Raw genomic sequence first — 26,890 nt, 5'->3', positions numbered from 1 at the left:
CTCACGTTATGGCGCGGCGGCCGCGGACGAGCAGCCACAGCAGGTACGGGGCCCCGATGACGGCGGTGACGATCCCCACCGGCAGGGCGACGGGCAGGACGGTGCGGGCGAGCAGGTCGGCGCCCACGACGAGCAGGGCGCCCAGCAGCGCGGAGGCCAGCAGGGGCGGGCGGGACCCCCCGGCCAGCCGGACGGCGACCTGGGGGACGACGAGGGCGACGAAGCCGACCGGGCCGGCGGCGGCGACCGACACGGCGGCCAGCGAGACCGCGACCAGCACGACCACGGCCTGCGCGGCGCCGACCCGGATGCCCAGCGCCCGGGCGGTGTCCTCGCCGAACTGCAGGACGCCGAGCTGGCGGCTCATCGCCAGCGCCACGGGCACCAGCACCGCGAGGGCGATGCCCAGCGGCCAGGCCTGGTCCCAGGTGCGCGCGTTGAGCGAGCCGGTCAGCCAGACGGTGGCCGCGGCGGCGTCGGTGATGTCGGAGCGGGTGAGCAGCCAGTCGACGCCGGCGAGCCCGACCGAGGACAGCCCGACCCCGACCAGGATCAGCCGGTACCCGTCGACGCCCTTGCGCCAGGCCAGGCCGAAGATCAGCAGGGCGGTGAGCAGCCCGCCGGCCAGGGCGGCCACCGGCAGGCCCAGCCCGCCGAGCAGCTGGCCGGCCGAGCTGCTGCTCCCGCCCAGGACGATCACCGCGACCGCCGCGGCCGAGGCGCCGGCGTTGATGCCCAGGGTGTCCGGGGAGGCCAGCGGGTTGCGGGCGAAGGTCTGGATGAGCGCGCCGGAGATCCCCAGCGCCAGCCCGACCAGGACGCCGACGACGATCCGCGGCGCGCGCAGCTCGGTGACGATGAACTGCTGGGTGGGGTCGCCGATCCCGACCAGGGTGCGCAGCACGTCGGTCAGGCCGATCGGGTAGTCGCCCCGGCCGAGGCTGGCCGCGCTGACCAGCACGAGGGCGACGAGGGTGATCAGCGGGACCAGCAGCTGGCGGGTGCGGACCACCCCGGACACCGGGCCGATCCGGAGCACCCGGCGGCGGTCGGTGTGCACGCCGGGTCCGCGGGTGCTGATCGTCGTGGTCACAGCGCCGACAGCTTCCGGCGGCGGACCAGGGCGATGAAGAACGGTGCGCCCACCAGTGCGAGCACGATGCCGACCTGGAGCTCGCCGGGGCGGACGACGACCCGTCCCACGACGTCGGCGACCAGCAGCAGGACGATCCCGAGCAGACCGGAGTAGGGCACCAGCCAGCGGTGGTCGGGGCCGGTGACCGCGCGGGCGATGTGCGGGACGACCAGGCCGACGAAGCCGATCGGACCGCAGGCGGCCGTCGCCGCGCCGGTGAGCAGGGTGATCGAGGTGATGCCGACGACCCGGGCCAGCAGCACGTTCTGGCCCAGCCCGCGGGCGACGTCCTCGCCGAGGCCGAGCAGGTTCAGCGCCGGTGCGTTCAGCATGGCCAGCACGAGGCCGACGGCGATGAACGGCAGCACCTGCCAGGCGATCGAGGCGTCCCGGCCGGCGAGCGAGCCGACGACCCAGAACCGGAAGCTGTCCAGGGTCTGCTGGTCGCTGACCAGGATCGCCCGGACCAGGGCGTAGAGCAGGGCGGAGATGGCCGCGCCGGCCAGCGCCAGGCTGACCGGGGTGGCCCCGCCGCGGCCGCTGGACCCGATGGCGAACACCGCCACCGAGCCCAGCAGCGCGCCCAGGAAGGCGAACCAGACGTAGCCGGACGGCGTGCTGATGCCCAGCAGGAAGATCGCGGTGACGACGGCGGCCGAGGCGCCGGCGGCCACCCCGAGCAGGCCGGGGTCACCGAGGGGGTTGCGGGTGTGGCCCTGCATGAGCGCACCGGCCACCCCCAGGGACAGCCCGACCAGCACCCCGAGCAGCGTCCGCGGGATGCGCAGCTCGCGGATGATCACGGCCTCGTCGCCGGCCATCCCGGAGTCGGTCAGCGCCTGCCAGACCGTGCCCAGCCCGATCGACCGGGTGCCGACGGCGATGCTCAGCCCGGCGGCGACCACGGCCAGCACCACCAGCAGCCACAGGCCGCCGAGCCGGGTCGCCGGGCCGTGGAGCACCCCGCGGCGGCGCTGCTCCTGCCGGGCGTCGGCGGCCAGCTCCGCGTCGGTGCGCCGCGAGGTGACCTCGGGCGCAGGCGCGACCTCGGGCACGGGCGTCTCCAGGGCTGGCGGGCTCCGACCCCGGAGGGCCATGATCGGTAAGCCTCACCTTACCCGCCGGTCTGCCGCCCGGGTCAACCCCGGGCAGCGGTGCCCTCAGGGGTGGTGCAGGCCGGCGACGACGAGGGCGGCGAGCTCGGCGTAGGCGGCGGCGTCGTCCAGGTCGGTGGCCGCGGCGATCCGACCGGCGTGGATCGCCGACATCACCTCGGTCACCGCGGCCCCGACGAACGAGGCGTGCGCGGGGCGCAGGGTCCCGGCGGCGACGCCGTCGCTGACCAGCTGCTGCACCCGCCGTCCCGCGGTCCGGGTGTTGCGGGCGTAGACCTCGGCGGCCGGCGGGAAGGCGGCCAGGTCGGCGAAGAACGTCGCCGACGCCGGGCGGAGCTGCTCGCTCACCGCGAGCAGGTAGGCCTCGATCGCCCCGGCGGCGTCGGCGGGCTCGGCGGCGCGGGTCTCGACCGCGACGGTCGCCCGGGCGAAGAACCGGCGGACGGCGGCCACCACCAGCTGCTCCTTGCTGCCGGCGACGGCGTACAGCGTGGACTTCGAGCAGTGCAGGCGGCGGGCCAGCTCGTCGAGGGTGAACGCGGCGAAGCCCTCGGCCAGGAAGAGCGCGACGAGGTCGTCGAGCACCGCCTCGCGGCGCGCGGGTCCCCGGGTCGCCGCTCTGGCCGTCGTCACGTCGTCCAGGCTATCTTCTGTACTGCACGGAGTCCTGCAGTACTGATGAGAGGTGCCCGTCATGCCGGTCCAGCGTCTGGTCCCCACCCAGGAGGCCGCCGACCTCCTCGCCCTGACCCGGGAGATCGCGCAGCAGGAGCTGGCGCCGAGGGCGGCGGCCGCCGAGGCCGACGAGCAGTTCCCGCGGGAGGTGTTCCGCACCCTGGGCCGGGCCGGCCTGCTGGGCCTGCCCTACGGCGAGGAGTTCGGCGGCGGCGGGCAGCCCTACGAGGTCTACCTGCAGGTGCTCGAGGAGATCGCCAGCGTCTGGGCCAGCGTCGGCGTCGGGGTGAGCGTGCACGGGCTGTCCTGCTTCGGGCTGGCCACCCGCGGCACCGACGAGCAGAAGCAGCGGCTGCTCCCGGACATGCTGGGCGGCGAGCTGCTGGGCGCCTACTGCCTGTCCGAGCCGCACGCCGGCTCCGACCCGGCCGCGATGCGCACCACCGCCGTCCGGGACGGGGACTCCTACGTGCTGACCGGCGAGAAGGCCTGGACGACGCACGGCGGGCAGGCCGACTTCTACAAGGTCATGGCCCGGACGTCGGACCACCGCTCCCGCGGCATCTCCTGCTTCCTGGTCCCGGCCGACAGCGCGGGCCTGTCCGCCGACCCGGCCGAGCGGAAGATGGGCCTGACCGGCTCGACCACCGCCCTGATGCGCTTCGAGGGCGTCCGGGTGGACGCCGACCGGCGCCTGGGCGAGGAGGGCGAGGGCCTGCCGATCGCGCTGGCCGGGCTGGACGCCGGCCGGCTGGGCATCGCCGCGGTCGCCGTCGGGCTGGCCCAGGGCGCGCTGGACGACGCCCTGGCCTACGCCAAGGAGCGGGAGACCTTCGGCGTCCCGATCATCGAGCACCAGGGCCTGGCGTTCGTGCTGGCCGACATGTCCGCCGCGGTGGAGACCGCCCGGGCCATGACCCTGCACGCCGCCCGGCTCAAGGACGCCGGCCTGCCCTACTCCCGGCAGGCGTCGATCGCCAAGCTGGTGGCGACGGACAACGCGATGAAGGTGACCACCGACGCCGTCCAGGTGCTCGGCGGGTTCGGCTACACCCGGGACTTCCCGGTGGAGCGCTACATGCGCGAGGCCAAGGTCATGCAGATCTTCGAGGGCACCAACCAGATCCAGCGGCTGGTGATCAGCCGGGCGCTGGCCAAGGGCGGCGCGGTGACGACCTCGGTCGCCCCGGCAGAGTTCGCCCTGGCCTGAGGGGGTGCCGGCGGCCTAGCGTGACCGGCATGTGCCGCAACATCAGGGTCCTGCACAACCTCGCGCCGGAGACGACGCCCGACGAGGTCGACGCCGCCGCGCTGCAGTTCGTGCGCAAGGTCAGCGGATCGGTGAAGCCGTCGCAGGCCAACCAGGAGGCCTTCGACCGGGCGGTCGCCGAGATCGCGCACGCGACCCGGCACCTGCTCGAGGACCTGACGACGTCGGCACCCCCGCGCGACCGCGAGGTGCTCGCCGCCCGCGCCCGCGAGAAGGCCGCCACCCGCTACGCCCGCTGATGGAGTCGCAGAGCATCGGGAACCGAGCTCTGCGACTCCATCAGGCGTTCCGTCAGTCGAAGACGATGACGCCGCGGATGTTCTTGCCCTCGTGCATGTCGCGGTAGGCCTCGGTGACCTGGTCGAGGGTGTACTCCTTGGTGATCAGCTCGTCGAGCTTGAGCTGACCGGCCTGGTACATGCGCAGCAGCTTCGGGATGTCCGAGTGCGGCGACTGCGCGCCGATGATCGCGCCCTGCAGACGCTTCTGCAGCAGGGTCAGGTCGAACGCCGAGATCGGCGTGGTCTCGGCCATGTTGCCCAGACCGGTGACGACCACGGTGCCGCCCTTGCGGATGGACGCCAGGCCCTGGGCCGGGTGCTCGGGCTTGAGGACGCCCACGGTGATCAGGGCGACGTCGGCGCCCTGGCCCTCGGTGATGGACTGGGCGAACTCGGTGGCCTGCTCCATGTTCTCGAACACGTCGGTGGCGCCGAACTCCTGCGCCATCTCGCGCTTGAACGGGATCGGGTCGACGGCGATGACGTTGGTCGCGCCGGCGTGGGCGGCACCCTGGACGGCGTTGATGCCGATCCCGCCGATGCCCATGACGATCACGACGTCGCCGGGCTTGACCCCGCCGGCCTTGACCGCGGTGCCGAAGCCGGTGGGCACGCCGCAGCCGACGAGGGCGGCGGACTTGAGCGGGATGTCCTTGTCGATCTTGATGACCGAGGCGACGTCGGCGGTCGTGTACTCGGAGAAGGTCGAGATGCCGCACATCTGGCCGACGTTCTGGCCGTCGAGCTTCATGCGGAAGTCCTCGGCGTCGTCCGAGCGCGAGCCGACCAGCAGCAGGGCGCCCTTGTCGCAGAGGTTGAAGTCGCCGCGGCGACAGGCGGAGCACTGCCCGCAGGAGGGGACGAAGGAGAAGACGACGTGGTCGCCCTCCTCGAAGCCGGGGGTGTCCGGCCCGACCTTGGTGATGACGCCGGAGCCCTCGTGGCCGCCGCAGAAGGGGTAGGTCATGACCTGGAGGTCACCGGTCTGCAGGTGGTCGTCGGAGTGGCACAGCCCGGAGGCGGCCATCTTGACCTGGACCTCGCCCTTGCGGGGGTCGTCCAGCTCGAGGGTCACGGTCTCGTACTCGCCCGGGGACTGACGGATGATCGAGGCGCGGGTGGTGGTGGGCATCGTTGCTCCTGCTTCGCTCGCCTGGTGGCACCTGGTGTCACGTGCCGATGTGACCATAAACGCATCCGTCGCCCAGCGGTGACCCGCGTCACGGAGGACGCCGCAGGTGCAACCTGCTGCAACGCTCAGAGCCCGCCGGCCACCCGCAGCACGGTGCCGCTGACGTAGCCGGCGTCGGGCCCGAGCAGCCACACCACGGCGGGCGCGATCTCGTCGGGTTCGCCGGCCCGGCCCAGCGGGACCCGGCCGGTGACCCGGTCGACCCGGCCGGGGTCGCCGGCGCCGGTGTGGATGTCGGTGCGCACCAGACCCGGTGCCACGCCGTTGACCCGGACGCCGGAGGCGGCCAGCTCCTTGGCCAGCCCGACGACGAGTGCGTCGACGCCGGCCTTGGCGGCGGCGTAGTGGACGTACTCGTGCGGGGACCCCAGCGTGGCCGCGGAGGAGGAGATGCAGACGACCGCGCCGCCGGCCCCGCCCCGGTCGGTGGCCATCACCTGGGCCGCCCGTCGGCAGCACAGCACGGCGCCGAGCAGGTTGACCTCCAGCACCGTGCGGACGACGTCGACCGGGGTGTCCGCCAGGTCGCCGAGGTGCGCGGTCAGCCCGGCGTTGGCGACCAGCCCGGTCGGCGTCCCGAGGTCGGTGGCGAACAGCCGGTCGACGTCGGCGGGGTCGGTGACGTCGGCCCGGACCGCCACCGCCCGGACGCCGACCGCCTCGGCGTCGGCGACCACCCGCGCGGCCGCGGCGCCGTCCGAGCGGTAGCCGACGACGACGTCGTGCCCGGCCCGGGCCAGTGCGGCGACGGTGGCGGCGCCGATCCCGCGGCTGCCCCCGGTGACGACGGTGAGTGGTGCGCCCATGCCGCGATCCTGCCCGCCGCGCACCGGGCCCCGACGCAGCGCGGCCCCCGATCCAGGAGAGGACCGGGGGCCGCGTCGTGCGGGGTGCTGCGGGTCAGGCGGGCTGCATGGCCCCCAGGACGGCGAGGACGTCGTCCTGCGTGCGGGCCTGCTCGAGGCGGGCCACCTGGGCGTCGTCGGTGAAGATCTCCGCGATCCGGCCCAGCAGCTTCAGGTGGTCGTCCCCGGCACCGGCGATGCCGATCACGAACTTCACCTGCTTGCCGTTCCAGTCGACGCCCTGCGGGAACCGCACGAACGAGATCGCCGACCGCTTGATCGCGGGCTTGGCCTCGTTGGTGCCGTGCGGGATGGCCAGCAGGTTGCCCATGTAGGTCGACACCGAGGTCTCCCGCTCGTGCATGGCCCGCACGTAGGAGGTGTCGACGGCACCGGCGGCGACCAGGAGGTCACCGGCCTGCTCGATCGCCGCGGCCTTGTCGCCGGAGGCGTCGAGCACGATGGACTCGCGGGCCAGCAGGCCGCTGTCCACCCCGCCGGCCGAGGACGCCGCCGCCGGGGTGCCGGCACCGGAGCCGTTCTGCCGCTGGAGCAGCTCGACGATCTCGTCGTAGCGCGGGCTGGCCATGAAGTTCTCGACCGAGACGTGGGTCGCGGACGGGGTCCTCTGCCGGGCCCGGTCGGTGAGGTCCTGGTGGGTGACCACCAGGTCGACGTCGTCGCTCAGGTTCGAGATGGCCTTGTTCACCACGGTGACGTCGGTGAAGCCGGCGCCGTGCACCTTCTTGCGGAGCACCGAGGCGCCCATGGCCGAGGAGCCCATGCCGGCGTCGCAGGCGAACACGATCGAGTGGATCGGGCCGTTCCCCGCCGCACCGGAGCCGGCGAGCATGCCCGACACCGAGGACTTCTTGCCCTTGTTGGCCTCCATCTGCGCGGTCGCTGCGCTCAGGTCGCCGTCGTCCGTGCCCTTGTCGATCTTGAGCAGGAAGGACGCGACCAGGAAGCAGACACCGGCGGCGACGATGACCGAGGCGGTGACGCCCAGCAGGCTGCTCGGCGGCGAGGACGCCCACACGGCGATGATCGAGCCGGGCGAGGCCGGCGAGCGCAGACCCGAGCCGAAGATGACGTTGGTGAACACGCCGGCCATGCCGCCGAGGATCACCGCGGCGATCAGCTTCGGCTTGGCCAGCACGTACGGGAAGTAGATCTCGTGGATCCCGCCGATGAACTGGATGAGGATCGCGCCGGGGGCCGAGGACTTGGCGGCACCGCGGCCGAAGACGGCGAAGGCGAGCAGCAGGCCCAGGCCCGGGCCGGGGTTGGCCTCGAGCAGAAACAGGATCGACTGGCCGTCGGTCTGCGCCGCCGTGGTGCCCAGCGGGGTGAGGATGCCCTGGTTGATCGCGTTGTTCAGGAACAGGATCTTGGCCGGCTCGATGAAGATCGAGGTCAGCGGCAGCAGGTTGCGCTCGACCAGGAAGTCCACGACGTTGCCGGCGAAGGTGCTGAAGCCCTGCACGAACGGCCCGGCGACGACGAAGCCGACGACGGCGAGGATGCCGCCCCAGATGCCGGCGGAGAAGTTGTTGACCAGCATCTCGAAGCCGGGGCGGATCTTGTGCGCCCACAGCGCGTCGAGCTTCTTCATCGACCAGCCGCCGAGCGGGCCCATGACCATGGCGCCCAGGAACATCGGGACGCTGGCCCCGGTGATGGCGCCCATCGTGGCGATCGCGCCGACGACGCCGCCGCGCAGCGAGTCGTTGTACATCATCCGGCCGCCGGTGTAGCCGATCAGCAGCGGGAGGAGGTACGTGATCATCGGGCCGACGATGCCGGCGCTGTCGTGCATCGGGGTGCCGTCGGCGTTGGTCCAGGCGCCCAGGACCGAGACGAAGCCGTAGCCGCCGTCGTAGCCGAAGGCGTCGCCGATGAGCTTCACCCAGCCGGTCTGGATGAACAGGGCCGTGATCAGCCCCCAGGCGATGAACGCGCCGATGTTCGGCAACACCATGTTCGACAGGAACGTGCCGAAGCGCTGCACGTGCAGTCGGGCGCCACCACGGGGGGCGGCGTCGGTTGTGCTGGCCATGGATGACCTTCTTCTGGATGGGGCCGAGACCGGATCGCGGACGGCTGAGGTGCGGATCGTAGGCACAGTCTGTGACAGCTGTCACGAATCTGTGAATTGATTTGTATACGTCGTTTCACGCCCGGTCAAGCACCGTTCACGGATCTCTCCGGGCCCGGATGCGTACGATCGGAGCCAGAGGGCGGCATCACTAGGGTGATCCACGGCACACCGGGCGTTCCCCGGTCGTCCCGACCGCCCGTCCCGGCACCTGTGGAGGACACGATGAAGGCACTGCGGTTCTACGCCCCGGAGGACGTCCGTCTCGAGGACGTGCCGGAGCCCGAGTGCGGGCCGGGCGAGATCAAGATCAAGGTCAAGAACTGCTCGACCTGCGGCACCGACGTCAAGATCTTCCACAACGGCCACCAGAACCTCACCCCGCCGCGGACGATCGGTCACGAGATCGCCGGCGAGGTCGTCGAGGTCGGCGCCGACGTCAACAGCACGTACGGCAGCAGCTGGGCCGCCGGTGACCGCGTCCAGGTCATCGCCGCGGTGCCGTGCGGTGAGTGCTACGAGTGCCGCAAGGGCTGGATGGCCGTGTGCCAGAACCAGACCTCGGTCGGCTACCAGTACGACGGCGGCTTCGCCGAGTACATGATCGTGCCGCAGCAGGTGCTCAAGGTCGACGGCCTCAACCGGATCCCGGAGAACGTCGGCTACGACGAGGCGTCGGCCGCCGAGCCCTTCGCCTGCGCGATCAACGCCCAGGAGCTGCTGGGCATCGAGGAGGGCGACACCCTCGTCGTCTTCGGCGCCGGCCCGATCGGCTGCATGCATATCCGCATCGCCCGCGGCGTGCACAAGGTGGGCAAGGTCTTCCTGGTCGACGTCAACGCCGAGCGCCTGCAGATGAGCGCCGACGCCGTGCAGCCCGACGAGACCATCAACGGCGCCGAGGTCGACGTCGTCGAGCGGGTCATGGAGCTGACCGGTGGCCGGGGTGCCGACGTCGTCATCACCGCGACCGCGGCCAACGTCACCCAGGAGCAGGCCATCGCGATGGCGGCCCGCAACGGCCGGATCTCCTTCTTCGGCGGGCTGCCCAAGACCAACCCGACGATCACCTGCGACTCCAACGTCGTGCACTACCGCCAGCTGCACATCCACGGCGCGAACGGCTCGGCCCCCGAGCACAACAAGCGGGCGCTGGAGTACATCTCGTCGGGCCAGGTCCCGGTCAAGGACCTGATCACCGCCCGCCTGCCGCTGGAGCGGGCGCTGGAGGCCTTCGACATCGTCAAGGCCGGCACCGCCATCAAGGTCACCGTCGAGCCCTAGCCGCACCCCCGTCCCCCAGCGTTGATCAGGGGGGTGCACCACATTCCGTCCTCCTGCACCAGATCTGGTGCAGGAGGACGGACTTCGATCAGAGCCCCTGATCGACGCTGGGGTGGGTCAGGGCCGGAGCAGGACGCCGGACGCGATCCCGCGCCCGGTCCGGACGGCGACCGTCGCCCAGGCGACCAGCAGCCCGACGAAGAAGAGCACCGCGGCGACCTGCAGGAAGGTCTCCCCGGTGTGCGCGGCCAGCCCCGAGGTGCCGGTCACAAGGGTGCCGACCGGGAAGGTGAACGACCACCAGCCCAGGCTGAACGGCAGGTGGGCGCGCGCGGTCCGCACCGTCACGGTGGCGGCGACCCCGACCCACAGCAGGGCGAAGCCCCACAGCGGCAGGCCCAGCACGAGCCCGGCCGCGCGGAACGCGGTCGCGTAGGGCTCGGGCAGCGCCAGGTCGGCCTGGGCGCCGAGGTTGTTGGCGGCGGTGACCGCCTGGCCCAGCGGCCCGAGCACGATCCACAGCGTGGGCACCGCGGCGGCCGGGCCGATGCCGTGCCGGGCCAACCGCCCCCAGATCAGCGTGGTCACCGCGAACGCGGCCAGCAGGGACAGCCCGAACATCGACCAGCACAGGGTGAACAGCGTCGTCCGCAGCTGGCCGGCGGGCAGCTCCGGCACCAGCAGGGCGCCGGTGGCCGCGGAGACCATGGGTGGCACGACGGGCAGCAGCCAGCTGCCGGACGCCTCCCCGGACCGGCCGGGCCGGGTGAACAGCGCCACCGGGACGGCGACCGCGGTGACCAGCCCGCCCACCGTCCCCAGCACCCAGAGGACGGCGAACACCGCCAGCGCCGCCCGGGCCCCCACCAGGTCGCGGCCGACCAGCTGGGTGGCCGCGCCGAAGGCCAGCAGCCCCATCGGCGGGGCGCCGTAGGCGTGCACCATCACCGGGTCCGAGGCGTGCCCGCGGGCGGCCGCCGGGTGGTGCACCCAGTGCGCCGCGGTGGCCGCGACCAGGGCGACGAGCACCAGCGCGGCCAGCACCCAGACCGCCTGCGCCAGCAGGCGGAGCCCGGGGACCTGCACCGGCAGCGTGGCCGCGGCGGTCGCCACGATCGAGGTGCCCATCAGGGCGGCGAACCAGTTCGGACCGATGGCGGCCACGCCGGCCCACCGGGATCGGTCGAGGACCGGCGCGGGGGAGGGCTCGGCGGCGACGGTGCTGGTCATGGCTCCACGGTGCGCCCCCGCCGGCCGGTCCGGTAGGCACGGCGTGGGCGTGCATGCACAAGCCGTGCTTGTGCATCTGCGTCGCCGGACCTAGCCTCGCCGGGTGCCGCTGAGCCCGCACGTCCCGGACCTCGGCGCCCTCGAGCTGCTGCTCGACGTGGTCGCCACCGGCAGCATCGGCGCCGCCGGGCGGGTGCACGGCATCACCCAGCAGGCGGCCTCGGCGCGGCTGCGCGCGCTGGAGCAGCGGGCCGGGGTCGCCCTGCTGGACCGGCGGGCCCGCGGCACCCGGCTGACCGAGGCCGGCACGGCGTTCGCCGCCTGGGCGACTCGGGTGGTCGAGGCGGCGCACGACCTGGACGCCGGGCTCGCCGCGCTCCGGCACCAGGGCACCGCCCGGCTGCGGCTGGCCGCCAGCATGACGGTGGCCGAGCACCTGGTGCCGGGCTGGTTGGCCGCGCTGCGCGCGCGGGACCGCGCCGACCCGGTCCAGGTGACGCTCACCGCCACCAACAGCGCCGCGGTGGCCCAGCTGGTCCGCGACGGGGCGGTGGACCTCGGCCTGGTCGAGGGGCCGGAGCCCTTGGCCGATCTGTCCCGGCGCGTCGTCGGCACCGACCGGCTGGTGCTGGTGGTGGCCCCGGACCACCCCTGGGCCGCGCGGCGGAGCGTGTCGGCCGCCGTGCTGGCCCGCACCCCGCTGGTCACCCGGGAGGTCGGGTCGGGCACCCGCCATGCCCTGGAGCAGGCGCTCGCGTCGGCCGGGGCGTCGCCGTCCGCCGTCCCCACCATGGAGCTGAGCACCGCGACCGCCGTCCGGGAGTCGGTCCGGGCCGGGCTGGGGCCGGCCGTGCTGTCCCGGCTGGCGGTGGCGGCCGACCTGCGCGAGCAGCGGCTGGTCGAGGTCCCGGTCGCCGGGGTGGACCTGGCCCGTGAGCTGCGCGCGGTGTGGACCGGTCCGGCCCACTCCCCACCGGCGGGTCCGGCCCGCGACCTGGTGGCGATCGCCGCCCGGTCTCAGCCGGAGACGCGCTTGTAGGGGTCCGAGGGCGCCGAGCCGGCCGCCACCACCACGTCCGACCAGGCCGCCAGCTGCGCGGTGAGCGCGGGCAGGTCGTCGCCGACGGGGGCGAGCACCCGGTCCATCGCCGCGTCGGTGGCCTGCTCGATCCGGTCGCGCTCGGCCTGCCCGGTGGCGGTGAGCGCGCCGTCGGCGAGCCAGCCGCGCTCGCGCAGGTCGGCGTCGGCGGCGTCCATGACCTCGGCCGACCAGCCGCGGGTGCCGGCGTAGGCGCGCGGCTCCCAGCCGATCCAGTACTCCGTCACCAGGTTCATCTGGACGCCGGTCAGCCCGGCCGCGACGTTGGCCGCCTGGTGGGTGTCGCCGCGGTGCTCCCGCAGGATGTTCAGCGCGTGCCACAGCCGGCCCCAGGCGTCGTCCGGCCAGTCGAGCGACGCCAGGCCGGCCACCAGCGGGCGGCCGGCGACGTCGGACACGGCCACGTCGGTGGCCCGGCGCAGCTGGGCGACCGCGGCCTCGACCCCGCGGGTCGGGACGTCGCCGAGGACCTGGTGCAGCGAGGCCACCGCGCCCTGCTCGCGGGCGGCCAGCACGTCGGCGCGGGAGGCGATCCCGCGGGCCTGCTCGTACAGTGAGGTCACCAGCCCGGGCTCGAACACCCCGAACGCGGCGACGACCACCGGCGCGGTCGGCTCGCCCATCGGCGCGGTCCGGCCCCAGACGTAGCCGGTGAGGAACTCCAGGCCGAGCGCGGCGACCGCGTCGTAGGCCTGCCGGCCCCAGAACCCGATCGTGGCCAGCGGCTCCGCGGCGTCGCGCAGCGCCCGGGCCGGGCCGGTCGGCACGCGGGGCGCCGGGCGCCCGGGGGCGGGGTCGGACAGGAAGGCGGCCGACAGCTCGGCGTGGTCCACGGTGGCTCCCAGGGGTCGACCCGGACGACGGCGTCCTGGGCTGTGGCCGGGCGCACAACCCGCCCGCACCCTAGGCCGGTGCGGGTGGGCATGCTGGCGGGCATGACCGCGCACCCCGGCACCGACGACGCGACCCTCCGCCAGGTCGAGCAGCGGGTGCTGTGGCTGGCCAGCGCGATCGTCGACCACGCCAACCGGGTGCGGCCCAACCCCTCGGGGCTGAAGGTGGGCGGGCACCAGGCGTCGAGTGCGTCGATCACCACGATCATGACCGCGCTGTGGCTGGAGACGCTGGGCCCGGAGGACCGGGTGTCGGTGAAGCCGCACGCCTCGCCGGTGCTGCACGCCCTGGAGTACCTGCTGGGTCAGCTGCCGGCGGAGAAGCTGACCACGTTGCGGGAGTTCGGCGGGCTGCAGTCCTACCCGTCGCGGCTCAAGGACCCGGTCCCGGCGGACTACTCCACCGGCTCGGTCGGGATCGGGGCGACCGCGCCGATCTGGGGCGCGATCGCCCGCCGCTACGTCAACACCCAGTTCGGCACGGGCGGCGCGGGCCGCCAGTGGTCGCTGGTCGGGGACGCCGAGCTCGACGAGGGCGCGGTCTGGGAGGCCGTGGTCGACCCGATGGTCGCCGAGCTGGGCGAGGTCGTCTGGGTGGTCGACCTCAACCGGCAGTCCCTGGACCGGGTGGTGCCCACGTTCGGCGCGACCCGGCTGCAGGGCATGTTCGCCGCCGCCGGCTGGCAGGTGCTCACCGTCAAGTACGGCGCCCTGCTGGAGGAGCTGTTCACCCGGGACGGCGGCCCCGAGCTGCGCGACCGGATCGACACCATGACCAACCCGGAGTACCAGCGGATGCTCCGGCGCACCGCCGCCGAGCTGCGCGAGCACCTGCCCGGGGACGGCGAGGGCGCGGCAGCGGTGGCCGGGCTGATCGCCGGGGTGGCCGACGAGGACCTGGTGGCCGCCGTCCGAAACCTGGGCGGGCACGACCTGGCCGCGCTGCGTGCCGCGTTCGGCCAGATCGACGACACCCGGCCCACCGTGGTGCTGGCCTACACGCTCAAGGGCTACGGGCTGGCCACCGAGGGCCACCCGCAGAACCACTCCGCGCTGCTCAGCGAGGCCCAGCTGCACGAGCTGGCCGCCCGGGTCGGCGTGGACCCGGCCGACCCGTGGGCGCCGTTCGACCCGGGCTCCGCGCCCGCCGAGCTGCTGGCCGGGGCAGCCGCCCGGTTGCGGCGCACCGAGCACGAGGGCGCGAAGGCCCCGGCCGTCCCCAGCGACCTGGGCCGGACGCCGAGCGGGACGGCGACCACCCAGGCCGCGCTCGGTCGCACCTTGCTCGACCTCAACCGGGCCGCGCCCGAGGCCGGCGCCCGGGTGGTCACCGTCAGCCCCGACGTGTCGTCCTCGACGAACCTGGGCGGCTGGGTGAACAAGGTCGGCGTCTGGTCGGCCGAGGACCGCCGCGACTGGTTCTCCGACGACCCCGAGACGATCCTGCACTGGCGCGAGCGCCCGTCGGGCCAGCACGTCGAACTCGGCATCGCCGAGGTCAACCTGGTCGGGCTGATGGGCGAGCTGGGTTCCACGTGGAACCGGTGGGACCAGCCGCTGCTGCCGATCGGGGTCATGTACGACCCGTTCGTCTCCCGGGCGCTCGAGCCGTGGAGCTTCGGCGTCTACGCCGGCGGCCAGTCGATCCTGGTCGGCACGCCGTCCGGGGTGACGCTGGCCGGGGAGGGCGGGGCGCACCAGTCGATCACCACGCCGTCCATCGGCCTGGAGCAGCCCGGCGTCGTCACCTACGAGCCGGCGTTCGCCCTGGACACCGAGTGGTGCCTGCTGGCCTCGCTCGGCCGGCTGGGCCGGCCCGACGGCACCAGCGCCTACCTGCGGCTGTCCACCCGCCCGGTCGACCAGACGCTGGCCTCGGTCCCCGAGGACCCGGCCGCCCGCGAGCGCCGACGTCGCCAGGTGGTGGCCGGGGCGTATGCGCTGCGCCGGGTGACCGACCCGTCCGTCACGGTGGTGACGATGGGCGCCCTGGTCCCCGAGGCGCTGGCCGCCGCCGACCGGCTCGCCGGGCTGGGCCACCCCGCCGACGTGGTCGTGGTGACCAGCCCGGGGCTGCTGTTCCGCGCGCTGCAGGCCCGCCGCGGGCAGGACGACGCCCCGACCGCCGTCCTCGACCAGGCCTTCCCGGCCGAGCGGGCGACCCCGATGGTCACCGTGCTGGACGGGCACCCGCACACGCTGGCGTTCCTGGCCGGCGTCCACCGGGTGCCCGCGGTGCACCTGGGCGTGACCCGGTTCGGCCAGTCCGGCGACCTGGCCAGCGTCTACGCCCACCACGGCATCGACACCGACGCGGTCGTCGCCGCGGCGCTGGACCTCGTCGACTGAGCCTCAGCGCCCCCGGTTGCGGGGGTGCTGGCGGGCGGTGCGCTCGTTGCCGCGGGCGTAGTTGCCGGTCACCCGGGCCATCAGCTGCTGGGGGTCCGCCCCGGCGGCGACGTCGGCGAGGAACCGGGCGGCCGCGGCCCCGCGGAGGGTGGCCGCCGGTCGGCCGTGGTGGGTGACCTCGACGTCGCCGTCCTTGCGGACGCGGTGGTCGAAGCCCTCGGGGACGCCGGTCATCCCGGCATCCTGCCCGGGTCAGACCAGGAAGCGGTAGGCCGTCGTGCCGGGGGCCAGGTGCTGGATGCGCAGCGGACCGGCGGCGATCCGGGCCAGCAGCGGGGTGAGGCCGGTGGCGGCGCCGAGCTCGATGCCGACCAGCGCGGCGCCGGTCTCGCGGTTGTCACGCTTCTGGTACTCGAACAGCACTATGTCGTCGTCCGGGCCCAGCACCTCGTGCAGGAACCGGCGCAGCGCCCCGGGCTCCTGCGGGAACTCGACCAGGAAGTAGTGCTTGAGCCCGCGGTGCACGAGCGAGCGCTCGACCACCTCGGCGTACCGGCTGACGTCGTTGTTCCCGCCGGACAGCAGCGCCAGCACCGTCGTCCCCGGGTCGACGGTGACCACCCCGGACGCCAGGGCGGCGCCGGCGAGCGCCCCGGCGGGCTCGGCGATGACGCCGTCCACCTGGTACAGGTCGAGCATCTCGGTGCAGACCGCGCCCTCGGGCACCGCGACCACCTCGACCCCGGCGTCGCGCACGAGCGGGAAGGTGACCTCCCCGGCCCGGCGGACGGCGGCACCGTCGACGAAGGTGTCGATCTCGGCCAGCGTCACCGGTTCCCCGGCGACCAGCGCGGCGGCCATCCCGGCGGCCCCGGCCGGCTCCACGCCGACGACCCGGGTCCCGGGCGCGTGCTCGCGCAGCCAGGTCGCGCAGCCGGCCAGCAGGCCGCCGCCGCCGACCGGCAGGACGACGACGTCGGGCACCCGCGCCAGCTGGGCCAGGAACTCCACGGCCACGGTGGCCTGCCCGGCGACGGTGGACAGCGCGTCGAACGCCGGGACGACGACCGCGCCGGTGCGGGCGGCGAGGTCGGCGGCGACCCGGGCGGAGTCGTCGTAGGTGTCGCCGTCGACCAGCAGGGTGATCGCGTCCCCGCCGAGCGCGGCGATCCGCTGCCGCTTCTGCTTGGGCGTCGTCCCGGGGACGACGACCGTGCCGCGCACCCCCAGCGTCGCGCAGGCGTGCGCGAAGCCCTGCGCGTGGTTGCCGGCGCTGGCGGTGACCACGGCGCTGCCCCGGTCGAGCTGGGCGATCGTGTTGTAGGCGCCGCGCACCTTGTAGGAGCGGCCGACCTGCAGGTCCTCGCGCTTGAACCAGACGTCGGCGCCGGTGATGGCCGACAGCCGCGGGTTGCGCTGCACGGGGGTGCGCTCGGCGACCCCGGCCAACCGGCCGACGGCGTCCTCGACCAGCCGGGAGAAGCTCACGGGGGCCATCCTCCCCTCAGCGCCGCAGTTGATCATCGCCAGGTGCAGCCCGGACACGCCCAGGAGTGCGCGTCCTCACCTGCAGCTGACGATGATCAACTCGCCAGGGAGGTCGCCCAGGCGGGAGCGGGGCCCGTGCCCAGGCGCCATCTCGCGGCCTCCTCGCTCGGGCTGTGCGAGCCCAGGGCCAGGTTGAGCGCGCGGAGCTGGGCCTCGGTGACCAGCAGCTGGGCACGGTCCAGCGGCGACCGGGACGCGCGACCGGGCACCCGGGCCAGCGGCGCGATGGTGGGGGAGACCAGCCGGGCCGCGCCGCCGGAGAACCCGGCGTAGACCAGCCGCTCGGGCGCGGACAACCCGGTCGGGGCCTGCAGGAACGCCAGCAGGTCGTCGGGCACCGGCTCCAGCACCGGGCGGTAGCCGCGGATGGCCTCGGCCAGCTCGGTCCGGGTGGTCGGCAGGTCGGTGGCACCCAGCCGCTCCGCGGTGCGGGCCCACTCGCGCACGTAGTCGTCGCCCCAGCGCGGGCCGAACCGGCTCATGTCCCGACCGACGGCGGTCTGCGCGGCCAGGAACGCGTCGGTGAAGGCCAGGTGCACCCAGCGCAGCAGGTCGGGGTCGCCGGCGGAGTAGGTGCGGCCGTCGTCCAGCGTGCCCTTCACCCGGCGGTGCATGCCACGGACCCGGGCGGACTCCCGCTCGGCCAGCTGCGCCGAGCCGAAGGTGCTCACCACGAGCCAGCGCGCGGTGCCGGCCAGCCGCTTCCACGGGTCCTCGCGGTAGGCCGAGTGCCGCTGCACGCCGGCCAACGCGAGGGGGTGCGCGCCTTGGCCGAGCAGCGCCGCCACCCCGCCGACCAGCGTGGACAGGTCGCCGTGCACCCGCCAGACGACGCCGTCCGGGTCGAACCAGCCGTCACCCGTGCCGACGGTGGCGATCTCCCGGACCCAGTCGGGTGCGCCGGTGGGATCGCCGGAGACGCGCCCGCGGAAGGCGGCCCGCGCCGCGTCGAAGGGGTTCACCACCCCACTCTGCGGGTTCCGTCGTGCACCCGCCCGCCGTCACATGACGCCTACGCACCATTCGAGGCCGGGAATGGTGCGTCACCGTCACATGACGCCTCAGGCGAGGAGGAGCAGCACCGACGCGACGGTCGCCGCTGCCGTGCGCAGCGAGTTCCACCGCGTCCACGCCCGCAGGTACGCCGGCCAGGTCGACGGATCCCGCTCCAGGCGGTCGTTGAGCGGCACGTTCGCCGCGATCGTCACCCCGACGGTGCCGGCCAGGTACAGCCCCGCACCCACCCGGGGCAGCACGCCGGGGCCCACCACGAGGACGGCGACGCAGGCGGCCGCCGTCCCGAACAGCAGGACCATCAACGGCGGCCGGACGGCGGTCACGTTCACCGCCCGCATCGCCGACGCCCCGTCGTCCAGCCGCCCCAGCGCGGGCATCACGAACCCGCTGAACGCGAAGAACACCCCGCCCACCAGGGCGCAGCCGACGGCGGTGAGGGTGCCCAGCAGCTCCACGAGCGGCACCGTACCGGCCTCCTTGACGGTGCTTATATCAAGTTCTGAGCAGAAAACTTGATATGAGCACCGTCCATGTCCAGCGCTCTTGACGTCGACCGGACGTGCCGGGCGGCGGCGGTCAGTCTGTCGGGGGAGCGCTGAGCACTCGGACCACGTCGAGGGCGACGAATCGACGACGGCGCCCAGCGGGTGGTCTCTCGGCGAGGACCCCCAGCTCGAGGAGCTTGTTCATCGCCGTCAGGATGGCCTGGGAGGTCCGGCCGGTCCTGCGCGCCGTGGCGGGTACGTCCAGGTACGGGTAGGCGATGAGGGACTCCGCGATGTCCCTGACCACACCTTGCGTCGCCGAGGCACGCACGAGCGAGAGGTACTGCTCCTGGAGCCGCAGGAGTGCATCCACGCGATGTGCCGTATCGGTCGCCGACGCCTCCAGGCCGCGAGCGAAGAAGCGGACCCAGGCGTCCCAGTCGCCGGTTCGGCTGACCTCCAGCAGGTGGTCCTGGTACTCACGGCGCCTCTGCTCGAACCAGGGGGAGATGCTGAGGAGCGGCTCGTCCAGGACGTCGTCGTGCAGCAGCTGCAGCACGACGAGCAATCGCCCGATGCGTCCGTTGCCGTCGTTGAACGGGTGCAGGGTCTCGAACTGGTAGTGGGCCTGGGCAGCGGCGACGACTGCGTCACGCGGCTCATCCTCGGTGATCCAGGTGAGGAGATCTCGCAGTCCGGCTTCGAGGGCCGGACCTGGCGGCGGCGGGACGAAACGCGCGGATTCGATGCCGCCGTCCGGGCTGCCGATGGCGACCTGGATGGCACGCACATGCCCGGCTCGGCCCGTGTCCGCCCCGGTCCCGGCGACCAGCCTGCCCTGGAGGTCCTCGAGCAGGGAGACGGTGAGCGGACGACCCTCGGACAGCCACTCGAAGGCATCCTCCGCGGCGTAGACGTAGTTGAGGACCTCGAGCAGGTCGGCGGAAGCCGCTGGGTCCGCGCTCTCGGCTCCGGCCGCCAACACGTCCTCGAGCGGGGCGAACGTGCCCTCCAGAGCCGAGGTGCTCTGGGCCTCGCGGCGCAGCGTCGGGCGCCTCAGGAGGGCAGGCGCGGGAACCTGGCGACCAGCCTGGTGAAGCCTGCCCAGCGCACGGTTGGCGCGGCTGACTGCTCGCCAGGTCTCGGACGTGAGGGCAGGCTCGGCATCGAGGGCATCCGGGAGGAACGCGGCGTGGTCGTACTCCCTGCCGCTGCGTCCATCCGTGCCGCGGATGGGGATGAGTGATCCCACCGGGCTGTTCCGGAACCTGGCTACGTCCACCGAGCCTCCTACATCAAGTAGTTGCCTACTTTACTTGATATAGGAGGGCTGGATGTCCAGTTGGCTTGACGTGGCTCAGATGTCGCGCCAGGGGCCCTTCGCGGCGTTCTCCTCCGGGCGGGACTCGAACACGTTGCCGTCGGTGGGCGGCACCGAGTCCCGGCTCATCCCGAACACCTTGAGCAGCGGGCCGACGAGGGTGTCGAACACCTGCGGCACCAGCCGGTAGCCGGCGATGATCACCGGGTTGGCGATGCCGGACTGCTTGAGCCGCCGCGGCTTCTCGGCGACGGCCAGGATCGCCTGGCCGACCCGGCGCGGGGAGTAGACCGGCGGCGGCGGGTGGCCGGTGTTCCCGAGCACGGTCGCGGCCTGGTAGTAGATCGGGGTGTTCACCCCGCCCGGGGAGACCGCGGAGACGTGGATCCCCTTCACGTCCCGGGTCTCCTGCTGCAAGGTGCGGATCAGCCCCAGCTGACCCCACTTGGCGGTGGCGTAGGCACCCATCGTCGGCGCGGTGATCGAGGCCAGCAGCGAGCTGACCACGACCAGGTCGCCGCGGCCCTGCCGGCGGAAGGTGGCCAGCACCGGCCGCGCCACGTTCGCCGTCCCGTGGATGGCGGTGTCCACGACCTGCTCGAACACCTCGGGCGGCAGGTCCTCCACGTCGCCGTAGGCCATCACGGTCGCGGAGTGCACGACCAGGTCGAGGGCACCGGCCCGCTGGACGACGGCGGCCATGCCCTCCCGGTCGTTGACGTCGCAGGTCTCGACCACCACGTCGGCGGCGCCGGCGGCCCGGCACTCGGCGGCGGCCTCGTCGAGGGCGGCGCGGCCGCGGGCCAGGAGCACCAGGGAGGCGCCCTGCTCGGCCAGCAGGAGGGCGGTGGCGCGACCGATGCCGCTGGAGGCGCCGGTCACGAGGGCGGTGCGCGGAGAGGTCACCGTCCTGTCGTGCCCTGCCGCTACGGTGCCCACACCCGTCGCCGCTCCCCGGGAGTCCCCGTGTTCCAGAAGGTCCTGGTCGCCAACCGCGGGGAGATCGCCGTCCGGGCGTTCCGCGCCGCCTACGAGCTGGGGGCCGGCACCGTCGCGGTGTTCCCGCACGAGGACCGCAACTCGGTCCACCGGCTCAAGGCCGACGAGTCCTACGAGATCGGCGAGCCCGGCCACCCGGTCCGCGCCTACCTCGACGTGGCCGCCGTCGTGGCCGCCGCGAAGCGGTCCGGCGCCGACGCCGTCTACCCCGGCTACGGCTTCCTGTCCGAGAACCCCGACCTGGCCGCGGCCTGCGCCGACGCCGGCATCACCTTCGTGGGCCCCAGCGCCGCCGTGCTCGAGCTGACCGGCAACAAGGCCCGCGCGATCGCCGCGGCGGCGGCCGCCGGGCTGTCGGTGCTGGCCTCGACCGAGCCGACCGACGACGTGGACACCCTCATCGCCCAGGCCCGGGACATGCCCTACCCGCTGTTCGTCAAGGCGGTCGCCGGCGGCGGCGGGCGCGGCATGCGCAAGGTGGACGACGAGGGCGCCCTGCGCGGGTCCGTCGAGGCCGCCATGCGCGAGGCCGAGTCGGCGTTCGGCGACCCGACGGTGTTCATCGAGCAGGCCGTGGTCAACCCGCGGCACATCGAGGTGCAGATCCTGGCCGACACCCAGGGCACCGTCATCCACCTCTTCGAGCGCGACTGCTCAGTGCAGCGCCGGCACCAGAAGGTCATCGAGCTGGCGCCCGCGCCCAACCTGGACCCCGAGCTGCGCGAGCGCATGTGCGCCGACGCCGTGGCCTTCGCCCGGGCCATCGACTACACCTGCGCCGGCACCGTCGAGTTCCTGCTCGACGAGGCGGGCAAGCACGTGTTCATCGAGATGAACCCGCGCATCCAGGTCGAGCACACGGTCACCGAGGAGGTCACCGACGTCGACCTGGTGCAGGCCCAGCTGCGGATCGCCTCGGGGGAGTCCCTCGCCGACCTGGGGCTGAGCCAGGACACCGTGCAGCTGCGCGGGGCGGCGCTGCAGTGCCGGATCACCACCGAGGACCCGGCCAACGGCTTCCGCCCCGACACCGGCCGGATCACCGCCTACCGCTCGCCCGGCGGCGCCGGGGTGCGGCTGGACGGCGGCTCCTCCATGGGCGCCGAGGTGGGCGCGCACTTCGACTCGATGCTGGTCAAGCTCACCTGCCGTGGCCGGGACTTCGGCGTCGCGGTGGCCCGGGCCCGCCGGGCGGTGGCCGAGTTCCGGATCCGCGGGGTGGCCACCAACATCCCGTTCCTGCAGGCGGTGCTGGACGACCCCGACTTCCGCGAGGGCCGGGTGACCACCTCGTTCATCGAGCAGCGCCCGGAGCTGCTGACCGCCCGGCAGTCCGCCGACCGCGGCACCCGGCTCCTGGCCTACCTGGCCGACGTCACGGTCAACGCCCCGCACGGCGAGCGCCCGCACCTGGTCGACCCGATGAGCAAGCTGCCCGCCGTCGAGCTGGTCGGCCAGCCCCCGGCCGGCTCCCGGCAGCAGCTGCGCGAGCTGGGCCCGGTGGCCTTCGCCGCCGGGCTGCGGGCCCAGCGCGCGCTCGCGGTCACCGACACCACGTTCCGCGACGCCCACCAGTCGCTGCTGGCCACCCGGGTGCGCACCAAGGACCTGCTGGCCGTGGCCCCGCACGTCGCCCGCACCACGCCGCAGCTGCTGTCCCTGGAGTGCTGGGGCGGGGCGACCTACGACGTCGCGCTCCGCTTCCTGCACGAGGACCCGTGGGAGCGGCTGGCCGCGCTGCGCGAGGCGGTGCCCAACATCGCGCTGCAGATGCTGCTGCGCGGGCGCAACACCGTGGGCTACACGCCGTACCCGACCCAGGTGACGACGACGTTCGTGCACGAGGCCGCCCGCACCGGCATCGACGTGTTCCGGGTGTTCGACGCGCTCAACGACGTCTCCCAGATGCGGCCGGCGATCGAGGCCGTGCGGGAGACCGGTACGGCACTGGCCGAGGTGGCGCTCTGCTACACCGGCGACCTGTCCGACCCGGCCGAGCAGCTCTACACGCTGGACTACTACCTGCGGCTGGCCGAGCAGATCGTCGAGGCCGGGGCGCACGTGCTGGCGATCAAGGACATGGCCGGCCTGCTCCGGCCGCCGGCCGCGGCCACCCTGGTCACCGCGCTGCGCGAGCGGTTCGACCTGCCGGTGCACCTGCACACCCACGACACCGCCGGTGGCCAGCTGGCCACGCTGATGGCGGCCTGGCAGGCCGGGGTGGACGCCGTCGACGGCGCGGTCGCCAGCATGGCCGGCACCACCAGCCAGCCCCCGCTGAGCGCGATCGTCGCGGCCACCGACCACACCCCGTACGCCACCGGCCTGGACCTGACCGCGGTCAACGACCTCGAGCCGTACTGGGAGGCCGTCCGGCGGGTGTACGCGCCGTTCGAGTCCGGGCTGCCCAGCCCGACCGGGCGGGTCTACACCCACGAGATCCCCGGCGGGCAGCTGTCCAACCTGCGCCAGCAGGCGATCGCGCTGGGCCTGGGTCAGCGGTTCGAGGAGGTCGAGGACGCCTACGCCGCGGCCGACCGGCTGCTCGGCCACCTGGTCAAGGTCACGCCGTCGTCCAAGGTGGTCGGCGACCTGGCGCTGCAGTTGGTGGGCGCCGGCGTCGACGTCGCCGCGTTCGCCGACGACCCGGCGAAGTTCGACGTGCCGGACTCGGTGGTCGGCTTCCTGCGCGGCGAGCTCGGCGACCCGCCCGGCGGGTGGCCCGAGCCGTTCCGCACGAAGGCGCTGGAGGGCCGCCGGGCGGCGGAGCCCGCCGCCGAGCTGTCCGACGAGGACCTGGCCGGGTTGCGCAGCACGCCGCAGCCGACCCTCAACCGGCTGCTGTTCGCCGGGCCGACGAAGGAGTTCGAGGCGCACCGGGAGGCCTACGGCGACACCTCCGTGCTGCCGAGCAAGGAGTTCCTCTACGGGCTGCGCCGCGGCACCGAGCACGCGGTCGACCTGGAGCCCGGCGTCCGGCTGCTGATCGGGGTGGAGGCGGTCGGCGAGCCCGACGAGCGCGGCATGCGCACCGTCATGTGCACGCTCAACGGCCAGCTGCGGCCGGTCAGCGTGCGCGACCGCTCGGTGGACTCCGCGGTCAAGGCGGCGGAGAAGGCGGACCGGTCCGACCCGGGCCAGGTGCCGGCGCCGTTCGCCGGCGTCGTCACCCTGCAGGTGGGCGAGGGCGACGAGGTCGCGGCCGGCGACACCCTGGCCACCATCGAGGCCATGAAGATGGAGGCCGCGATCACGGCACCGCGGGCGGGGTCGGTCTCCCGGGTCGCGATCGGCGCCGTGCAGCAGGTCGAGGGCGGTGACCTGCTCGTCGTCCTCACCTGATCGGGGGGCTTGGCGCGTCGTTACGGATTGAAGTGTTCCGGATGTGCAAAGGTAGGAAGAACCACATCGGATTGTGCACGATGAGAGGCTCTGCCCCGTGACGTCCGCCCCCGCACCGCCGATCGATCACCTCGCGCACGTGCTCGGCCGGCTGCACCGCCTGGTCGGGATGGGCGCGGCGGCCGAGGACCTCGCGGTCAGCGTCGTCACCCGTTTCCTCACCGGTGACGAGCCGGCCTGGCTCCGTGGCCGGGCCGAGCACGTGCGGCTCGACGTCCTCACGGTGCACGGCGTGCTCGCGGCCCGCCGCGGCTGACCCCGCGGCTCAGCCGGGGATCGGCGCAGGCGCGACCGGGAGGACCGGCGCGGCCTGCTCGGCCAGCCAGGTCGTCCAGGCGGCCGACGGCATGGGGCGCCCGGTCAGGTAGCCCTGCACCGTGTCGCAGCCCAGGGCGACCAGCGCGTCGAGCGCCTCGGGGTCCTCGATGCCCTCGCCGACCACCCGCAGGCCCAGGTCGTGGGCCAGCGCGATGCTGTGCCGGGCGATGGCGGTCGCGGTGGGGTTGGTGGCCAGGTCACGGGTCAGCGACCGGTCGAGCTTGAGCTCGTCCACCGGGAGCTCGTGCAGGTAGGACAGCGAGCTGTACCCGGTGCCGTAGTCGTCCAGGGCGACGCCGACGCCCATGTCGCGCAGGTCGCGCAGCACCTCGGCGACCCGGGTGGGGTCGACCATGAGGGTGTCCTCGACGACCTCGATGGTCAGCGCCCACGGCGGCAGGTGGTGCTGCTGCAGCAGTCCGTGCACCCGCTCGGGCAGCCGGCGGTCGCCGAGGTCGGTGGCCGACAGGTTGACCGAGACCGGCACCGGGAACCGCGCCCACCAGCCGCCGACGGCGGCCACGGCCATGCCGAGGACGGCGTCGCCGAGGGCGGGCAGCAGCCGGCCGTGCTCGGCGGCGGACAGGATGGTCTCCGGGCCGAGCAGGCCGCGGTCGGGGTGCTCCCAGCGGACCAGGGCCTCGCAGCCCGCGACGGTGGTGGTGCGGCCGCCGGTGCCGACCGGGCCCGCCGGGGCCACGTGCAGCTGGGGCTGGAACCACAGGACGAGCTGGGCCGTGCTGATCGCGGTGTGCAGCTCGTCGGCCAGCTGGAGCCGGGAGACCTCGACCCCGGGGTGCGCCGGGGTCTGGTCGTCCACCACGACCGCCTCGGCGCGGTGCTTGGCCTGGGTGAGGGCCTCGTCGGCCCGGCGCAGCAGCGCCAGCGGACCCGACGGCCGGCCGGGGGTGGTGACGGCGACGCCGACGCTCGCGGTGAGCCGGACCCGGGTGCCGTCCACCTGCAGCGGTGCCCGCAGCCGGGTGGCCATCTCCTCGGCGACCCGGCGGGCCTCCTCGGGCCCGGTGCCGCGGAGCACCAGGGCGAACGTGTCGCCCTCCAGCCGGACGGCGACCCGCCCGGTCTGGTCGCCGCCGGTCAGCCGGGCGGCCTGCAGGCGCAGCACCTCGTCGCCGGCGGCGTGGCCCAGGCCGTCGTTGACGTCCCGGAAGCTGTCCAGGTCCAGCAGCAGCAGGGCGGCGGGGAGGTCGTCGGGCAGGTCGGCCAGGGCGGCGTCCAGGGTCCGCCGGTTGCCCAGCCCGGTCAGCGGGTCGCTGAGGGCCTGGGCGCGGAGCTCGTAGAAGTTCTCGGTGGCGCGCAGGGTGAGCACGGTCCGGGTGGCCATCGAGACCAGCGCGGCCACGGCCAGCAGCACCGGGGCGGGGCCCAGCGGGTGCAGCGCGCTCCAGGCGAGCACCACCAGGGCGGCGGTCGCCCCGCCCGCGGGCAGCACGATGCGGCGCACCTCCAGCCGCAGCCGCCAGGACTGCTCGCGGACGGTCCAGTCCGGCGGGCAACGGTGCGCCGCCCAGGCGAGCAGGACCGGGCCGGTGACGTAGAGCAGGTCCGACGGCGCGCCGAGCCCGCCGGCCAGGTACTGGCCCAGGTCGGCGACCAGCTGCAGCCCGACGGCGAGCACCGGCAGCAGCACGCTGCGCAGGCAGCCCAGCACCGAGCCCAGGCTGGCCAGCAGGGCGATGAGCAGCAGGTCGGCGCCGACGTAGCCCAGGGCCAGCATCGTCGCGGCGTCCGCGTCGTCCACGGTGGCCAGCACGAGGGCGGCGGCCAGCGCGAGCGCGCCCAGGCCGGTGGTGAGCCCGTCGACCCACACCGTGGGGTGCGGGCGCAGCCGCAGCCGGCGGAGGAAGAGGAAGGGCATGGCGAGCAGCGCGAGGTAGGCGGCGCCGTAGACGCCGTCCACCCAGGACGGGCCGGCCCCGAGGGAGGGCGATGCCACGTAGGCGAGGTCGGCCGCGGTGAACAGCAGCATGACGACGGCGAGGGAGCCCCAGAGGGGCGCCAGCGTGGTCGCCCGCACCGCGGCGCACCCGGCCACGACCGCGCACAGGGTCGACAACAGCCCGAAGGCGACGGGAGCCAGGGTCCCCTGCCAGGGGTTCGCCAGGTCGGGGGACACCGCGAGACCGCCGACGGCCAGCACGGCGAAGACCGTCGCCGACCAGACGGCGACCCGGCTGGCCGTGGACCAGCCGGGGTGGTCGCGCCGGGGGCCCCGGCGTCGCGGATCCCTGCCCGCCATCCCCTGCATGACCGCACCATCGGCGGGGAAAGGTCTGATGTGTAGCGACTACAGCCACCCTCACCCCGCCGGGG

Annotated in this window: 22 protein-coding genes; 7 read left to right on the top strand and 15 right to left on the bottom strand. The window is 74.1% G+C overall.

Annotated features, from left to right (window positions below):
• Position 1 precedes the first annotated feature (1 nt).
• The 3 genes from LFA75_RS09565 to LFA75_RS09555 form a co-directional block, all read right to left on the bottom strand.
• The gene (locus LFA75_RS09565) at positions 2 to 1,093 is read right to left on the bottom strand and encodes a FecCD family ABC transporter permease (protein ID WP_225233413.1); all 1,092 of its coding nucleotides are present in this window, start codon (positions 1,091 to 1,093) and stop codon (positions 2 to 4) included.
• Complete coding sequence (locus LFA75_RS09560) at positions 1,090 to 2,190, bottom strand: FecCD family ABC transporter permease (protein WP_225233412.1); 1,101 nt, start codon at positions 2,188 to 2,190, stop codon at positions 1,090 to 1,092. Before LFA75_RS09560 ends, LFA75_RS09565 begins: the two co-directional genes overlap by 4 nt.
• A gap of 105 nt (positions 2,191 to 2,295) precedes the next feature.
• Positions 2,296 to 2,883, bottom strand: coding sequence for a TetR/AcrR family transcriptional regulator (locus LFA75_RS09555; RefSeq protein WP_225233411.1), 588 nt, complete (start codon positions 2,881 to 2,883; stop codon positions 2,296 to 2,298).
• Between the two features lie 61 nt (positions 2,884 to 2,944).
• Here LFA75_RS09555 and LFA75_RS09550 point away from each other — a divergent pair, with 61 nt between their 5' ends.
• Together LFA75_RS09550 and LFA75_RS09545 are read left to right on the top strand one after the other, a co-directional pair.
• Entirely contained in the window at positions 2,945 to 4,135 is a 1,191-nt protein-coding gene (locus tag LFA75_RS09550) for an acyl-CoA dehydrogenase family protein (protein WP_225233410.1), read from the top strand.
• Between the two features lie 29 nt (positions 4,136 to 4,164).
• Positions 4,165 to 4,434: a DUF2277 domain-containing protein gene (locus tag LFA75_RS09545; RefSeq protein WP_225233409.1), complete on the top strand. Its 270-nt coding sequence runs from the start codon at positions 4,165 to 4,167 to the stop codon at positions 4,432 to 4,434.
• 52 nt (positions 4,435 to 4,486) lie between these two features.
• Here LFA75_RS09545 and LFA75_RS09540 read toward each other — a convergent pair whose 3' ends face one another.
• The 3 genes from LFA75_RS09540 to LFA75_RS09530 form a co-directional block, all read right to left on the bottom strand.
• Positions 4,487 to 5,608: an NDMA-dependent alcohol dehydrogenase gene (locus LFA75_RS09540; protein ID WP_225233408.1), complete on the bottom strand. Its 1,122-nt coding sequence runs from the start codon at positions 5,606 to 5,608 to the stop codon at positions 4,487 to 4,489.
• A gap of 125 nt (positions 5,609 to 5,733) precedes the next feature.
• A complete protein-coding gene (locus tag LFA75_RS09535; protein ID WP_225233407.1) occupies positions 5,734 to 6,474 on the bottom strand; it encodes an SDR family oxidoreductase in 741 nt (246 codons plus the stop codon).
• Between the two features lie 94 nt (positions 6,475 to 6,568).
• Entirely contained in the window at positions 6,569 to 8,572 is a 2,004-nt protein-coding gene (locus LFA75_RS09530) for a PTS mannitol transporter subunit IICBA (RefSeq protein WP_225233406.1), read from the bottom strand.
• Positions 8,573 to 8,836: 264 nt separating this feature from the next.
• Here LFA75_RS09530 and LFA75_RS09525 point away from each other — a divergent pair, with 264 nt between their 5' ends.
• Positions 8,837 to 9,895 (top strand): zinc-dependent dehydrogenase, encoded by a 1,059-nt coding sequence (locus LFA75_RS09525; protein ID WP_225233405.1) that lies wholly within the window; start codon positions 8,837 to 8,839, stop codon positions 9,893 to 9,895.
• A gap of 117 nt (positions 9,896 to 10,012) precedes the next feature.
• Here the strand turns inward: LFA75_RS09525 and LFA75_RS09520 are convergent, their stop codons facing one another.
• Positions 10,013 to 11,125 (bottom strand): TDT family transporter, encoded by a 1,113-nt coding sequence (locus tag LFA75_RS09520; protein WP_225233404.1) that lies wholly within the window; start codon positions 11,123 to 11,125, stop codon positions 10,013 to 10,015.
• Positions 11,126 to 11,228: 103 nt separating this feature from the next.
• On the opposite strand from LFA75_RS09520, the gene LFA75_RS09515 reads away from it, so the two are divergent.
• Positions 11,229 to 12,164: a LysR family transcriptional regulator gene (locus tag LFA75_RS09515; protein ID WP_225233403.1), complete on the top strand. Its 936-nt coding sequence runs from the start codon at positions 11,229 to 11,231 to the stop codon at positions 12,162 to 12,164.
• Here LFA75_RS09515 and LFA75_RS09510 read toward each other — a convergent pair.
• Entirely contained in the window at positions 12,143 to 13,057 is a 915-nt protein-coding gene (locus LFA75_RS09510; protein WP_225233402.1) for an SCO6745 family protein, read from the bottom strand. The two genes, LFA75_RS09515 and LFA75_RS09510, sit on opposite strands and share 22 nt — an antisense overlap.
• Positions 13,058 to 13,159: 102 nt before the next feature.
• On the opposite strand from LFA75_RS09510, the gene LFA75_RS09505 reads away from it, so the two are divergent.
• A complete protein-coding gene (locus LFA75_RS09505) occupies positions 13,160 to 15,466 on the top strand; it encodes a transketolase-like TK C-terminal-containing protein (RefSeq protein ID WP_225233401.1) in 2,307 nt (768 codons plus the stop codon).
• 3 nt (positions 15,467 to 15,469) lie between these two features.
• Here the strand turns inward: LFA75_RS09505 and LFA75_RS09500 are convergent, their stop codons facing one another.
• From LFA75_RS09500 to LFA75_RS09475, 6 genes are all read right to left on the bottom strand, one after another.
• Positions 15,470 to 15,700: a hypothetical protein gene (locus tag LFA75_RS09500; RefSeq protein WP_225233400.1), complete on the bottom strand. Its 231-nt coding sequence runs from the start codon at positions 15,698 to 15,700 to the stop codon at positions 15,470 to 15,472.
• A gap of 18 nt (positions 15,701 to 15,718) precedes the next feature.
• The gene (ilvA, locus tag LFA75_RS09495; protein WP_225233399.1) at positions 15,719 to 16,954 is read right to left on the bottom strand and encodes a threonine ammonia-lyase IlvA; all 1,236 of its coding nucleotides are present in this window, start codon (positions 16,952 to 16,954) and stop codon (positions 15,719 to 15,721) included.
• Between the two features lie 95 nt (positions 16,955 to 17,049).
• A complete protein-coding gene (locus LFA75_RS09490) occupies positions 17,050 to 17,976 on the bottom strand; it encodes an oxygenase MpaB family protein (protein ID WP_225233398.1) in 927 nt (308 codons plus the stop codon).
• A gap of 99 nt (positions 17,977 to 18,075) precedes the next feature.
• On the bottom strand, positions 18,076 to 18,495 hold the full coding sequence (locus tag LFA75_RS09485) for an anthrone oxygenase family protein (RefSeq protein ID WP_225233397.1): 420 nt from the start codon (positions 18,493 to 18,495) through the stop codon (positions 18,076 to 18,078).
• Positions 18,496 to 18,607: 112 nt separating this feature from the next.
• Positions 18,608 to 19,768 (bottom strand): Fic family protein, encoded by a 1,161-nt coding sequence (locus LFA75_RS09480; RefSeq protein WP_225233396.1) that lies wholly within the window; start codon positions 19,766 to 19,768, stop codon positions 18,608 to 18,610.
• A gap of 105 nt (positions 19,769 to 19,873) precedes the next feature.
• Positions 19,874 to 20,743 carry an SDR family NAD(P)-dependent oxidoreductase gene (locus tag LFA75_RS09475; protein WP_225233395.1) on the bottom strand — a complete coding sequence of 290 codons (870 nt, stop codon included), beginning with the start codon at positions 20,741 to 20,743 and terminating at the stop codon, positions 19,874 to 19,876.
• A 60-nt stretch (positions 20,744 to 20,803) separates the two neighbouring features.
• Here LFA75_RS09475 and LFA75_RS09470 point away from each other — a divergent pair, with 60 nt between their 5' ends.
• Positions 20,804 to 24,178: a pyruvate carboxylase gene (locus LFA75_RS09470; protein ID WP_225233394.1), complete on the top strand. Its 3,375-nt coding sequence runs from the start codon at positions 20,804 to 20,806 to the stop codon at positions 24,176 to 24,178.
• Positions 24,179 to 24,275: 97 nt separating this feature from the next.
• Complete coding sequence (locus LFA75_RS09465; protein WP_225233393.1) at positions 24,276 to 24,494, top strand: hypothetical protein; 219 nt, start codon at positions 24,276 to 24,278, stop codon at positions 24,492 to 24,494.
• Positions 24,495 to 24,503: 9 nt separating this feature from the next.
• Here LFA75_RS09465 and LFA75_RS09460 read toward each other — a convergent pair whose 3' ends face one another.
• Positions 24,504 to 26,825, bottom strand: a complete 2,322-nt coding sequence (locus LFA75_RS09460) for a putative bifunctional diguanylate cyclase/phosphodiesterase (protein ID WP_225233392.1) — start codon at positions 26,823 to 26,825, stop codon at positions 24,504 to 24,506.
• Positions 26,826 to 26,890: the final 65 nt, after the last annotated feature.

This window comes from Klenkia terrae (genome assembly GCF_900491935.1).
Taxonomy (GTDB): Bacteria; Actinomycetota; Actinomycetes; order Mycobacteriales; family Geodermatophilaceae; genus Klenkia; species Klenkia terrae.
This window is presented reverse-complemented; position numbering and strand designations above follow the sequence as displayed.

Excerpts from the sequence above, each read along its gene's own strand:
- LFA75_RS09550 (WP_225233410.1), top strand. The coding sequence starts at position 2,945 with ATGCCGGTCCAGCGTCTGGTCCCCACCCAGGAGGCCGCCGACCTCCTC.
- LFA75_RS09545 (WP_225233409.1), top strand. The coding sequence starts at position 4,165 with ATGTGCCGCAACATCAGGGTCCTGCACAACCTCGCGCCGGAGACGACG.
- LFA75_RS09540 (WP_225233408.1), bottom strand. The coding sequence starts at position 5,608 with ATGCCCACCACCACCCGCGCCTCGATCATCCGTCAGTCCCCGGGCGAG.
- LFA75_RS09535 (WP_225233407.1), bottom strand. The coding sequence starts at position 6,474 with ATGGGCGCACCACTCACCGTCGTCACCGGGGGCAGCCGCGGGATCGGC.
- LFA75_RS09530 (WP_225233406.1), bottom strand. The coding sequence starts at position 8,572 with ATGGCCAGCACAACCGACGCCGCCCCCCGTGGTGGCGCCCGACTGCAC.
- LFA75_RS09525 (WP_225233405.1), top strand. The coding sequence starts at position 8,837 with ATGAAGGCACTGCGGTTCTACGCCCCGGAGGACGTCCGTCTCGAGGAC.
- LFA75_RS09520 (WP_225233404.1), bottom strand. The coding sequence starts at position 11,125 with ATGACCAGCACCGTCGCCGCCGAGCCCTCCCCCGCGCCGGTCCTCGAC.
- LFA75_RS09505 (WP_225233401.1), top strand. The coding sequence starts at position 13,160 with ATGACCGCGCACCCCGGCACCGACGACGCGACCCTCCGCCAGGTCGAG.
- LFA75_RS09500 (WP_225233400.1), bottom strand. The coding sequence starts at position 15,700 with ATGACCGGCGTCCCCGAGGGCTTCGACCACCGCGTCCGCAAGGACGGC.
- LFA75_RS09460 (WP_225233392.1), bottom strand. The coding sequence starts at position 26,825 with ATGCAGGGGATGGCGGGCAGGGATCCGCGACGCCGGGGCCCCCGGCGC.